11 protein-coding genes are annotated in these 12,386 nt (G+C 63.8%); 6 read left to right on the forward strand and 5 right to left on the reverse strand.

Annotated features, from left to right (window positions below; all coding sequences use genetic code 11):
- Positions 1-150: 150 nt before the first annotated feature.
- Positions 151-786, forward strand: a complete 636-nt coding sequence (locus R4P95_RS30890) for a DUF2461 domain-containing protein (RefSeq protein WP_317747608.1) — start codon at positions 151-153, stop codon at positions 784-786.
- 153 nt (positions 787-939) lie between these two features.
- Positions 940-1,614 carry a hypothetical protein gene (locus R4P95_RS30895; protein ID WP_317747607.1) on the forward strand — a complete coding sequence of 225 codons (675 nt, stop codon included), beginning with the start codon at positions 940-942 and terminating at the stop codon, positions 1,612-1,614.
- Positions 1,615-1,746: 132 nt separating this feature from the next.
- Here R4P95_RS30895 and R4P95_RS30900 read toward each other — a convergent pair whose 3' ends face one another.
- The gene (locus R4P95_RS30900) at positions 1,747-3,234 is read right to left on the reverse strand and encodes an MFS transporter (RefSeq protein WP_317747606.1); all 1,488 of its coding nucleotides are present in this window, start codon (positions 3,232-3,234) and stop codon (positions 1,747-1,749) included.
- 110 nt (positions 3,235-3,344) lie between these two features.
- Here R4P95_RS30900 and R4P95_RS30905 point away from each other — a divergent pair, with 110 nt between their 5' ends.
- Entirely contained in the window at positions 3,345-3,956 is a 612-nt protein-coding gene (locus R4P95_RS30905; RefSeq protein WP_317747605.1) for a TetR/AcrR family transcriptional regulator, read from the forward strand.
- A gap of 575 nt (positions 3,957-4,531) precedes the next feature.
- Here the strand turns inward: R4P95_RS30905 and R4P95_RS30910 are convergent.
- From R4P95_RS30910 to R4P95_RS30920, 3 genes are read right to left on the reverse strand one after another with little or no spacing between them, the layout of a single operon-like run.
- On the reverse strand, positions 4,532-5,392 hold the full coding sequence (locus R4P95_RS30910) for an MBL fold metallo-hydrolase (protein WP_317747603.1): 861 nt from the start codon (positions 5,390-5,392) through the stop codon (positions 4,532-4,534).
- Between the two features lie 46 nt (positions 5,393-5,438).
- Complete coding sequence (locus R4P95_RS30915; RefSeq protein ID WP_317747602.1) at positions 5,439-7,160, reverse strand: acyl-CoA dehydrogenase; 1,722 nt, start codon at positions 7,158-7,160, stop codon at positions 5,439-5,441.
- A gap of 13 nt (positions 7,161-7,173) precedes the next feature.
- Positions 7,174-7,956, reverse strand: a complete 783-nt coding sequence (locus R4P95_RS30920) for an SDR family oxidoreductase (protein WP_317747601.1) — start codon at positions 7,954-7,956, stop codon at positions 7,174-7,176.
- 269 nt (positions 7,957-8,225) lie between these two features.
- Between R4P95_RS30920 and R4P95_RS30925 the strand changes: the two genes are divergently transcribed.
- The gene (locus tag R4P95_RS30925; RefSeq protein ID WP_317758356.1) at positions 8,226-9,050 is read left to right on the forward strand and encodes an enoyl-CoA hydratase/isomerase family protein; all 825 of its coding nucleotides are present in this window, start codon (positions 8,226-8,228) and stop codon (positions 9,048-9,050) included.
- Positions 9,051-9,113: 63 nt separating this feature from the next.
- Here R4P95_RS30925 and R4P95_RS30930 read toward each other — a convergent pair whose 3' ends face one another.
- Positions 9,114-10,097 (reverse strand): zinc-dependent alcohol dehydrogenase family protein, encoded by a 984-nt coding sequence (locus R4P95_RS30930; RefSeq protein ID WP_317747599.1) that lies wholly within the window; start codon positions 10,095-10,097, stop codon positions 9,114-9,116.
- A 398-nt stretch (positions 10,098-10,495) separates the two neighbouring features.
- Between R4P95_RS30930 and R4P95_RS30935 the strand changes: the two genes are divergently transcribed.
- Positions 10,496-11,281 carry a crotonase/enoyl-CoA hydratase family protein gene (locus R4P95_RS30935; protein ID WP_213576920.1) on the forward strand — a complete coding sequence of 262 codons (786 nt, stop codon included), beginning with the start codon at positions 10,496-10,498 and terminating at the stop codon, positions 11,279-11,281.
- Between the two features lie 329 nt (positions 11,282-11,610).
- A partial coding sequence (locus R4P95_RS30940) for an alpha/beta hydrolase (RefSeq protein WP_317747598.1) occupies positions 11,611-12,386 on the forward strand: 776 nt, incomplete at its 3' end.

A 12,386-nucleotide genomic window follows, 5' to 3' on the forward strand; every position in this document is an offset into this window, starting at 1 on the left:
ATCCAACTCCCCATACGACACCTCCACCCCACCACACGATACCCCCACCCCCCCCCCCGCGCCCCCCCGCCCCCCCGCCCCCGCCCGGGGGGGGGGGGGGGCCCGCCCGCCCGGCCCACCCCCCACCACTCACAGGCGTAGCCTTCTGTCGTGTTCACCGGGATACCTATCGCTGCACTCGACTTCTACGAGGATCTCGAGGCAGACAACAGCAAGAGCTTCTGGACCGCGCACAAAGCGGTGTACGACGACGTAGTGCGGGCACCCATGACGGCGTTGCTGGCCGAACTCGAGGACGAGTTCGGTGCGGGCAAGGTGTTCCGCCCCTACCGCGACGTCCGCTTCTCGAAGGACAAGACCCCGTACAAGACCCATCAGGGCGGCTTCGTCGAAACGCGCCCGGGAGTCGGCTTCTACGTGCAGATCGATGCATCGGGCTTGTTCGTCGCGGGAGGCTTCTACTCGCACACGCCGGTTCAAGTCACCCGGTTCCGCGACGCCGTCGACGACGACCGCCGGGGACTCCAGTTGGTGCGGCTCGTGAAGAAGCTGCAGTCGTCGGGGTACGAGATCGGCGGCGACACACTGAAAACGCGGCCTCGTGGCATTGCCGAGGATCACCCGCGCCTCGAACTGATGCGCCACAAATCGCTGACCGCGAGCAAGAAATACCTCTCCCCCGACTGGATCGACAGTCCGCGTACCGCGCAGGAAGTGCGCACGGCGTGGCGTGAGATGCGGCCACTTGTCGAGTGGCTGACCACGGTGATCGGCGCGGGCGAATGAAACTTACTGGTCGGGAAAAGTAGTGCAGCACACAGCGATTGCACCCCCTCACCCGAGGGCGAACATGATCTTCGTCACGCCCGCTCGCAGAAGCGCAGGTCGCCCGAGGGGCAGTGTGACGCCCGGGCTCGCAGTGCCCTACTGTGGCTCGTCGTGATCGACGCGCAAACTCTCTCGGGCCCTATCGATATCGGTGCAATTCGAAACGTCCGGCGTTGGTCGCCGGGGGCTTGCGTCTGGTGCGGAGACGACCATGCAGTCGAGATGTTCCGCAACGAACCTCGCTGTGGCGCTTGCCGCGAGAAGGAGACCGTGATCGACGAAGCCCGGCGCTTCCTCGGCATGTACGGTCTGCGCCCCCTTGGTGGCACGCTGCAGTCGGACGACGACGAAGAGCGCGAACACCGTGTCAAGGCCCGCGATGCACGTCGTGAACTGAACGAGGTGAAGCTCTCCGAGCTTCCCGACCCCGCGGCCGTGCGCAAGGCGCTGCGCCCCCGGGCCGCCAGCGTCGTCTCGGAGGCTCGCACTTCGGCCCACTCCGGGACGTCCTCGCCGTCCACGTCGAGTCGCCCGAGCTCGCCCCGCAGCTCGACCACCCCGCCCGTGGCACCCGTGCGCACCGACTCCGTGGACGTCGCCGCGCTCGAAACCCGGGTGACCGGACTTCTCGAGCAGCTCACGTCGATCGACGCCCAGATGAGCCAGATCGGCGAACCCGTCGGGTTGGCGGCACGCGCCCGCCTCAGCGACCTCGAGAAACAGCGCGCCACCGTGCTCCGTACTCTCGCCGCGCTCGAGAAGGCCCGGATCGCCGCCGGACGGTAGAACTCACGTCACGCGGTAAGCCCACTACCGACGCCTCGCGCGTGGCCCGAACATTCCTCGCGCGGCCGAACAAAAACAGCACCACGCCCGCGTCATCGCGACGCGGGCGTGGTGCTGTTCGAGCGGAACAGGTCAGTGCGCCATCACCAATTCGCCCTCCGAAGGTGCCAGAGCTGCATTCGGCACCAGGAACGCCGCGATCACCGCACCGGCCACGAATATTCCGATGCCCCACGTGAACGTGGCCGTATAGCTGGCAACGTGGGCCTGCGCCACGGTCAGCGGGCCGGGCTGGTGCGAGGTCAGGTAGTCGGTCATCGCCGACGCGGCGACGGTGGTCAGTAGCGCCGTACTGATCGAGCCACCCACCTGCTGGCTGGTGTTGATCAGCGCCGAGGCGACACCGGCGTCCTCGTGGTGCACACCTGCGGTCGCGCCCTGGAACGCGGTGGTCATCGCACCACCGAGGCCGATACCCAGCAAGACGAGGCCAGGCAGTACATCGGCGACGAAGCTACTGCCCAATTCGAGCTGCGTCAGCCACACCATCCCGACTGCGGACACCAGGAAGCTACTGCTGATGACAATTTTCGGACCGACCCTGGGCAACAGCAGCGACGGCACCGTGGTCGACGAGAGAACGATGCCCGCGACCATCGGCAGGAACGCCAGACCTCCCTCGATCGGCGAGTAGCCCAGGCTGACAATCAGATAGAAGGTCAGGAACAGGAAAATCGAAAACATCCCCATGCCCATGACGAACACCGCCAAAAATGAACCACCGCGCGTGCGGTCCAGCACCAGTCGCAGGGGCAGCAGCGGATGTGCGACCCTCGCCTCCAGCCAGACGAACACCGCGAGCAGTACGACTCCACCGATCAGGCACCCGAGCGTTACCGGGTCGGTCCAGCCGGATGATTCGGCGTGCGCGAATCCGTAGACGATGGCGAACAATGCGGCGCTCACCACCAGGGTGCCCGGAATGTCGAGCTTGGGCCGCTCGGTGGTGACATGCTTCGCCAGTAGCAGCACCGCACCGACCAGGGCGACGGCGGCGAATCCGACGTTCACGAACATCACCCAGCGCCAGGACGCCCATTCGGTCAGCATCCCACCGAGCAGCAGACCGATCGCGGCGCCTGCACCGGACAACGCACTGAAAATGCCGAAGGCCTTCCCTCTTTCGGACTTTTCAGTGAAAGTCACAGTGAGCAGGGAGAGCGCGGCGGGGGCCAGCAGAGCACCGAAGACGCCCTGGCCGACACGTGCCGCGACGAGGATCTCGAAATTGCCGGCCGCGCCACCCACGACAGACGCGGCCGCAAATCCGATCAGACCGACTACGAAGGTATTACGCCGGCCGAACAGGTCACCCAGTCGGCCCCCGAGCAACAGCAGGCTGCCGAACGCCAGCGCGTAACCGGTGATGACCCACTGCCGGTCGCCGTCGCTGAAACCGAGGTCCTGCTGGGCAGCGGGCAGCGCGATGTTCACGACAGTCGCATCGAGCGTCACCATGAGCTGAGCCACGCCCAGCACGACAAGCACCCACCAGCGCAAGGCGTGCGAGCCGCGACGGCCTGCTTTATCTGAGGCAGGTGCCCCAATCGTTGTAGTCATGTGTCCCCTTTGTTGCTGGTCATGTGTCAATCAGTTCGAAAACCGATCTGTTTCCAACGAGGAAAACAGATCGGTTTTCAAAGCGCAACTCGAGGGGTAACCTGTTGCCTATGACCAACGCAACACTGCCTTCGTCTGCGGCGGGTGCCGGTGCCGTCTCTTCGCGCGATCGGTTGCTCGACGCCGCAGCGAAGCTGTTCTATGAGCAGGGCGTCCACATCGGCGTCGACGCTGTGTGCCGAGCGGCCGGTGTATCCAAGCGGTCGATGTACCAGCTGTTCGACAGCAAAGATGACCTGGTCGCCGCCAGCCTGCTGGAGCGCACGGCACCGGACTATCAAGGTTCGCTGTTGCCAGCCGACGACGACGACCGTGCGCCCCGGGCACGGATACTGCACGTTTTCGAACGATTCGAAGACCTGGAGCGGACACACGAATTTCGTGGATGCCCGTTCGTTGCGGCGGCCGTCCAAGTCAAGGCGCCCGAGCATCCGGCGAGTGTGGTGGCCCGTCGGCAGAAGGACAAGCTGACCTCGTTCTTCCAGCAGGAGGCCGAGCGCGGCGGTGCGAACGACCCCGCCTGGCTGGCCCGACAGCTCACTCTCGTATTGGACGGAGCCAGCGCCCGCTCCGTCGTTCAGGCAGAGCGCCTCGACTGCCTCGCTGTCGAGACAGCCGGCACACTGCTCGACGCCGCCGGCATCGTCGATTCCTCGGCCTGATCAACGCTTTCGGCAGAACTTTCGGGCGCTCCTCCCGGTAGCCGCGACGGGGGTACCCGACAGAGGATTATCGTGAGCCTGGGACGCCCGGTCCGCGGCGCGGGTGTAGTCGAGCAACTACCGCGGCTTCAGACTGGGCAATCAGCGGAATCGTCCGCGCGAACCGATGCACACCGCTCACAAACATACATACTTGGGAGATTGCGTAGGAGAGCGCACCGACCATCTCGGTCGATTTGTCATTGGTGAGCGCAGTTTCGCTTGGTCGCGGGCCGTCACCTCGCCTGCGACCTTCCTCGAACTGCCAATCGACCAGCGCGTCGATCTCGTCGATGACCCATTGTTCGCGGTTGCGGGCAGGAGTGTGCTCGGTCATGCGGGAGTTGGCCTTTGATAGATAGCGAATCAGATCCGCCTGTGTGGATGTACGGACGAGCACGTCCGATCCTCGGGTGGCGCAGCAGCATTCGGCGGACGCGACGGTGTTACGCGTCCGCCGAGGCGATCTCAGCGCGCGAGACGTAAGAGGCACCGAGTCGGTCGAGTCTTCAGCTGGCATGCACGCGATGACGGCGTCACGCGTTCTTCTTCTTCTGTTTGAATGCCGTCACCGCCGACACCACCAGCGTCGAGGGATTGGCATGGTCCGGGAAACGCGACTGCATGTGCGCGACCAGTTCGCGTGCGTTCTCGAGGTCATCGACGTTGGCCGCGAATTCCTGCAGGTATTCACGCGTTTCGTCGATGCACGCGGCCGGGTCGTCCAGTTCGGGGCGCTTGTGTCCGGCGACCACCGTGGTGGGGTTCAGCGAGGCGAGGTAATCGACGCTGGCGATCCAGTTGGGCCAGTCGTTCCGGTTGGTCATTGCCAGCATGGGATTGACACCGTTGTAGACGACGTCCCCGGCGATCACCGTGTGCAGGGTGGGGAGATGGATGATCGCGGTGGGCGAGGTGTCAGCTTGCTCGATCTCGATGGCCAGCATTTCCGTGCCATCGACGGTGAGGACCAAGTTGTCGAGCGGTTCGGGTACCGCGGCGTTGTCAAGGGCCTGCCCGCCGAAGAAATCGCGGACGTATGCGCGATCACTCTCGAGGTTGGTAGCGATGGATTTCGCCACGGCCGGTACTGCGACCGCGCGGGCTTCCGGAAATCGGTTCAGCAGCCGCTCCAGGCCGAAAAAGTGGTCGAAATGGCCGTGGGTGATGAAGATTGTGGTCAGCCGCTTGCCGGAGTCCTCGATTCGCTCGATCACCTCGTCGACGTCTGTGGCCAGGAACTGGGTGTCGACGAGTATCGCTTCGGTCGGCCCGGTGATCAGTGTGGAGGTGGTGGGTGAGAACGAACCGCCACCGGGCAGTTCGAACGCTTGGCAGGTATAGACATCGATCGCGAGGTCGCTCATGGATATTCGTGCTTTCTGTGAGTTCTTCATTCTGAGGCTTTTCCGTGCTACCGGGGATTTGTTCAGGTGTGGCCGCTCATCCGATTTCACCTGCGCGTATCGCCTCGGCCAGCGAATGAACGCGGCTGAGATGATGGGCGCCGTAGAAGTCGGCCTCGGTCAGGCGCTGCTGGTCGGCAGTGGACAATTCGGGGTGGGCGAGCGCAGCCGCGACGATGCGGCCGTGCATCCACGCCCCGACGAGAAGGCTCAGCATCGTCAGATAATTAACCGAGGCGGCGTAGGCGTCACGAGGATTCCTCGCCGCGTGAGACAGAAGTGTCTCGGTGGCGTCACGCGCGGTCTGCAGGGCGCGATCGAGCCGTTCCGCCGTACGCGCCGCCACCGGGTGCTCGATCACCCCAAGCGATCCGACGCTGGAGTCGATCTGATCGAACAAGCGTCGCGCAGTCACTCCCCCATCGCGAATCAGCTTGCGGCCGAGCAGATCATTGGACTGGATCGCGGTAGTGCCCTCGTAGATCGGCATGATCCGAGCATCGCGATAGTGTTGCGCCGCACCCGCTTCTTCGATGAAACCCAAGCCGCCGTATACCTGGACTCCGTCGGACGCGATGCGGACGGCTTCCTCGGTGAACCAGGCCTTGAGAATCGGCACACAGAATTCGGCGAGGTCCGCGGCGTCGGGCGAGTCGGTGCGCTGCCAGCGGTCGAACCACTCGGCCACCTGCATAGAGAACGCGCGCATCGCCGAAATAGAACTCGACATCGACGTCAGCAGACGAGCAACGTCGGGATGCTCGGCGATAGGGGAACCCGACGGTCGTCCGACCACCGTGCCCTGCACTCGTTGCTGGGCATAGTCGCGAGCCTGCTGGTAGGCGAGGTCCGCCAGCCCAAGGCCCTGCAGTCCGATGCCGATGCGGGCGGTGTTCATCATGACGAACATCGCCGAGAGGCCACGGTGCAGGTCTCCGACGAGATAGCCTGTCGCGTCGGCATAATCCAGCACACAGGTAGGACTGGAATGAAGACCGAGCTTGTGTTCCAGGGAAAGAGTGGTGACGCGGTTGGGTTCACCAACACCGCCCCGGCCATCGGGGAGGAACTTCGGAACCACGAACAGCGACAACCCGGCCAGTCCCACGGGAGCATCCGGAGTACGGGCGAGCACGAGATGCACGATGTTCTCGGTGAGGTCGTGATCTCCCCACGTGATGAAGATCTTCTGCCCGGTGACCGCCCACGTACCGTCCTCGTTGGGTCGGGCGATGGTGCGGATCGCAGACAAATCCGTACCGGCATCCGACTCGGTGAGGTTCATCGTGCCGGTCCACTCCCCGGACACCACCTTTGCCAGGTACACATCCTTCAGTTCCGGGCTCGCGGCCGAGTGCAACGCCGCGGCTGCACCGGTCGACAACAACCAGCACACCGAGAACGCCGGATTGGCTGCGGACCACAACTCCGAAACCGCGTTATAGAGCAGGAACGGCGCACCTCCGCCGTCGATTGCGGGATCGAGGCCGAACCCCACCCAACCGGCCTCGGCAAAGGAACGGTAGACCTCCTTGTATCCGACCGGGGTCGTGACAGCACCATCGGAGAGCACACTGCCCGCACGATCACCGACAGTATTGAGCGGATGCAGCTTTTCGACGGCGAAATCCGCTGCCGAAGTCAGTACTGCGGCAGCATCAGCGGCCTTGATCTCACCGTTCGTCACGGTCTCGAGAATGTCTGTGCCGAGGACCTCTGTGTAGAGGAAGTCGTACTGGGCAAGTGGTGCTATGTACACGGAAGTGGTCCTTTTAAAATGTGAGGCCGATGGTTGTACTCAGACCGCCGTCGAGCGGGAGGACCGCACCGACCACGTAATTCGAGGCACGAGAACTCAGGAAGATTGCCGTCGCAGCAATGTCGGCGGGCTCGCCGATCCGGCCGACCGGGGAGGCGTCTCTCAGCTGATCACCGACCTCCGTCAACATTGTAGCCGTCATCTTCGACGGGAACGGGCCGGGCGCAATGGCATTGACCAGAATCGCTGGCGCGAGCTCGGCGGCCATGTGGCGAGTGAGGTGGTGGATGGCGGCCTTCGACGCCGAGTAGGAGAAATTACTGACGCCCGGCACTGCCAGCCCGTCGATCGAGCCGATGTTGATCACGCGGGCAGGGTCGTCTTGGTTGGACGCCTTCTCCAGAAGCGGGCGCGCCAACTTGGTCAATGTGAAAGGAGCTTTGACGTTGGCGGCGAGCACCCTGTCCCACGCGGAGTCGGGGAACTCGTCGAACGGTGCGCCCCAGGTTGCACCGGCGTTGTTGACCAGCACGTCAAGGCTCGGCTCCCGTGCACCGAGGGCGTCGATCAGCGCCGCACACTGCTCCTCGCTGGTGACGTCGCACGGGATGGCATGTACCTCACCGAATTCCGAGAGGCGCTCCGCTGCCTCGACACACGCGGCTTCCTTACGGGAAGAGATGTACACGCGGGCGCCTGCCCGGAGATAACCCTCGGCGATCATGTAGCCGATGCCACGAGTACCGCCGGTGATCAGAACCGTCTTACCTGACACCGCGAACAGTTCGGGGAACATGACGTCCTTTCCGAGACGTGAGGTGGGCGACGCACACACCCATCCGGCAGAAGAAGAGACCGCTCGCGATCAGGGGGCCAAGTGTGAGCCTGATAGCGGATCGACCAGAAAGTACCACCACCGACAACTTTAATGCAACATGTTGCATAATGAGAACTCGAGGTCGATGATCGTTGGGTCCGGTGCACTCCGCCCGGACTGCAAGCCGAGCGCCCACAGCGCGTACCGAACCGGGAGAAGTGAAGATGACTGGAGATAAACATCTTTCGATGACAGGCCCGACCGAGGCCGAGTTGCAGTCGGCAGGCCTCCAATTCACACAGAGCGGACCGATAGCCGAAATCACGCTGTGCAGACCTGAACGACGCAATACACAGACCCCGGCAATGTGGCGAGCACTCGCCGCATTGGGGCAGACAATGCCGACTGACATCCGCGTTGTCATCGTTCGCGCTGAAGGGCGTAGTTTTTCGGCCGGTTTGGATCGATCGATGCTGAAAGACCCTGCCTCGCCGCACGAGGCTGCCGACGGCGAGACCATTTCCGGCCTACTCGAAGGTTCCGACATGACTGTCGCGCGCACCATACGTGAATATCAAGACGGATTCCTATTCCTGCGTAACTCGAACTTCATCTCGATCGCCGCCGTCCAGGGACACGCAGTCGGTGCAGGCTTCCAGCTCGCACTCGCGTGCGATCTCCGGGTGCTGGCCGACGACGCAACATTCTGCATGAAGGAGGTCGCACTCGGCCTGGTGCCCGACCTGACCGGGCTCACACCCCTGGTCCGGCAAGTCGGATACGGTCGCGCACTCGAAATCTGCGTCACTGCACGCAATGTTGCTGCCACGGAAGCGCTCTCACTGGGACTCGCACACAGCGTGGTGCCTGTCAACGATCTCGAAAGCGAAACTCGGGCCATGGCTCGCACTCTCCTGCAGGCAGACACCGCCGCCGCGCGAGAGGTCAAGCAGCTGGTGCAGTCGGCCGAGGTCTTGCATGTCGAGCATCAGCGGCAGCTCGAAGCTGCGGCCCAGACGCGTTTGCTGCGCGCGCGCAGCGCTACGGCGGACGGCTCCGACCGAGGGTTCTGAACCGATATCCCGACACATCTGTCGTGTTCGAACAGTGGATCACCATAATTCGCCGCATTACCGTCACCACGCGAAGAGCACCTTCCCGACGCGGTCGGCCTGGGTGGCATGGATCAGGGCGTCCTGGTACTTCTCCAGCGGGTAGGTGGCCGCGATGGGGACCCGCAAGGTGCCGTCGGCGACGAGGGCGGCGAGCCGGGCATAGGCGGCGGTGAACTCCTCGCGAGGCGCTGTGTCGAGCCAGCCCTTCTGCCAGAAGCCCCGGACATGAAGATCGCGGAAGATGAGGTCGCCCGGTCGGACGACGACCGGGGCGCCGCTCATTCCTCCGTAGCTGACGAGGGTGCCCCCATGGACGAGCCAAGGAGCGAGTTCCGCGACCACGTCCCCGGCTGTCGCGTCCAGCAGGAGTGAGATCCGCTCGTCCCCGAGCGCCTTCTTCAATTGCACACCGAGATCCGGTCCACCGACGACGACTGCGTCGGCGCCCAACTCCAGCAGCTCCGCGGCGAGTTCGGGGCGGCGCACTACATTGAGAGTGCGGTAACCGGCCTGCTTGGCCAGGGTGATGACGTAGCGGCCCAGAGCAGAATTACCGCCGGTCTGTCCGACCCATCCACCAGACGGGACATCGACGAAGCGACGGAGCAGGAGGTCGGCCGTCACAGGGTTGACGCCGAGCATCGCCAGCTGAAGGACATCGGCCGCCGGATCGACCACGATGACGTCGTCCTCGTCGATCGCGATCTGGTCCTGCCACGTGGCGTGCTTCAAGGTAGGAATGATCAGGACCCGCTCGCCGATGCGGGCAGGATCGACGGCAGGGCCAACGGCGACGATTCGACCGACGCCTTCGGTGCCCAGGGCTGCGGGCAGGGTCGGGCGATGCCCATAGAGTCCCCTGATGAGAAGCACGTCGGATGGGTTGATCGGGGCGGCTTCCATCGCCACTAGCACCTGTCCTGCTCCGGGTTTGGGAGTCTCCGCCTCGATCAGCTCCGAAGCCATGCTCGGCTTCCCGAACGCCCGCATGTGCAACTTCTTCATCGTGACCTCCGGTTAATGGTCAGCTCGATTCGAGAGATCCTGTCTCCCATTCCCTCCCCTGAAAGCAGGAGACGGAACGGGTCCCGGCACAGTTCGGGCGTCGCCGGTTTCATGACCGATCTCCCGATCTTTGGATGTCCGGCGGTCGCGAGGTGTGGGACGAGCACAAACCTACGAATGCGCGACCGGTGGCTCATAGGACGAGTGCGCCGCGCCCTGGTATGTATGCGCCACCACCAGTATGCAATGACGAACGGTCACGCCGGGAAGCCCGCGAAGCGGGCGCTATCGCGTGGACGTGTGCGCTGTTGACATTTGACGACAACGACTAGACGATTCAGTCTAGTCGCCGCGTCCACGTCGCCGGCGCGAACTCACCATGGACAAGGAGCCATTTCATGAGTCAAGAGCACACGCCCGGCGAGGTCACCCTCGAGAGGGACGGCAACATCGCGATCATCACGGTCGAGAACGAGTCCAAGTTGAACTCCTACACGCCGGACATGTTGCGCCAGCTCGCCGAGCATCTGACAACATTCGACGAGGACGAATCCTTATGGGTTGCAGTGTTCCGCTCCGCCGGTAAGAACACCACCGCAGGCTTGGACATGCCGAAGTTCTTCGGCCCGGAAGCAGACGCGGACATCGACCCGACTCTGGTCGATCCGTTCGCTCTGGGGCGGCGCGCAACCAAGCCGATCGTGGCCGTGGTTCAGGGCCTCACCTTGACCGTCGGCATCGAGATGATGCTCGCCGCCGACATTGTCGTTGCCGCCGATACCGCGCAGTTCCAGCAGCTCGAGGTCGCGCGCGGCCTCGCACCCCTTGGCGGTGCCCATTTCCGTTACCTGACCCGGACCGGCTGGGGTAATGCGATGTACCACCTGCTCCGGGCTGACAAGTTCGACGCCCAGCGCGCCCTCGAGCTCGGCTTCGTCCAAGAAATCGTGCCTTTCGGCCAGCACATCGAGCGCGGAATCGAACTGGCGCGTGAAATCTGCGCCAATGCCCCGCTCGGCGTTCAAGCCACCAAGGCGTCCGCCCTGAAATACATCGAACAGGGCGAGACCGCCGCCATCGCCGCGATCGACGACGTGAAGGGCGCCGTCTTCCACAGTCACGACTTTCAAGAAGGTATCCAGTCGTTCATCGAGCGCCGCCAGGCCAACTTTCAGGGCAAGTAGTCGCAGCGCAAACCAACCGAACTTCATTATTACCCAACCACCTTCGCCCCAAAGTGTGAGGAAGCGACATGAGTTGCAACCTGTTTTCCATGGCCGGGCAAGCCCGGGAACCTGCCATGACGAATCTGAGCTTCGACTAGACCGGCCGCACCGTGGTCGTGACCGGCGCCGCACAGGGGATCGGCAAGGAGATCGGCGCACTGTTCGCCGGCGCCGGCGGGTTGGCGCACAGGTACCAGTGAAGGGCGCACTCGTTCTATCGGTGCCCGCTCACCGGTTCCTAGGTTGGCAGTGTCCGACACACAACCCGGCGTGAAGAGGAAAAGCACATGAATCGCGAAGACATCGAATTCCAGGGTGAAGGCGACGTCACCCTCCGCGGCTGGTTCTACCCCGCGCAGAACACGACCGACCCCGCACCGGTCATCATCCTCGTACACGGCATGTCCGGCGTGAAAGAAATGCACCTCGACGACTACGCCAGCGTCTTCGCCGAAGCCGGCCTCAACGCAATCGCCTACGACCACCAAAACTTCGGCGACAGCGACGGAACCCCCCGCCAAGAACTCGACCCCGTCCTGCAGTACCGCGACATCCGCAACGCGATCAGCTACGCCATCGCCCGCCCCGAGGTCGACGGAAACCGGGTCGGAGTCTGGGGCACCAGCTTCGCCGGTGGACACGCGCTGATGGTCGCCGCGATCGACAAACGAGTCAAGGCAGTCGTCGCCCAGGTACCCTTCGTCTCGGGACCGGAAACCCTGGTCAGACTGCTACGCGGAGACTTCCTCCTCCACGTCCGCGACAACCTCGCCGCCGACCGCGCCAACCGATTCCACGACGGCGAGCCCGCGATGCTCCCCGCCGTCTCCCCCGACCCCATGGGGCAGGCCGCAATGCCCCAAACCGACGCCTACGAATGGTTCACCAAAACGGCGGCGCTCCGCGCCCCGAACTGGAAAAACGAAATGACCGCCCGCAGCCTGGAACTGGCCTCCGAATACGACCCCGGCAGCTTCATCACCCAGATCTCCCCCACCCCACTGCTGATGATCGTCGCCAACGAAGACACCTCCACCCCCTACGCCCTCGCACTCGACGCCTA

Origin of the sequence: Rhodococcus sp. IEGM 27 (genome assembly GCF_033142305.1) — a bacterium.
Lineage (GTDB): Bacteria > Actinomycetota > Actinomycetes > Mycobacteriales > Mycobacteriaceae > Rhodococcus_F > Rhodococcus_F oxybenzonivorans.

Coding starts and splice junctions, on each gene's coding strand:
- R4P95_RS30900 (WP_317747606.1), bottom strand. CDS start 3,234: ATGACTACAACGATTGGGGCACCTGCCTCAGATAAAGCAGGCCGTCGC.
- R4P95_RS30905 (WP_317747605.1), top strand. CDS start 3,345: ATGACCAACGCAACACTGCCTTCGTCTGCGGCGGGTGCCGGTGCCGTC.
- R4P95_RS30910 (WP_317747603.1), bottom strand. CDS start 5,392: ATGAAGAACTCACAGAAAGCACGAATATCCATGAGCGACCTCGCGATC.
- R4P95_RS30920 (WP_317747601.1), bottom strand. CDS start 7,956: ATGTTCCCCGAACTGTTCGCGGTGTCAGGTAAGACGGTTCTGATCACC.
- R4P95_RS30925 (WP_317758356.1), top strand. CDS start 8,226: ATGACAGGCCCGACCGAGGCCGAGTTGCAGTCGGCAGGCCTCCAATTC.
- R4P95_RS30930 (WP_317747599.1), bottom strand. CDS start 10,097: ATGAAGAAGTTGCACATGCGGGCGTTCGGGAAGCCGAGCATGGCTTCG.
- R4P95_RS30935 (WP_213576920.1), top strand. CDS start 10,496: ATGAGTCAAGAGCACACGCCCGGCGAGGTCACCCTCGAGAGGGACGGC.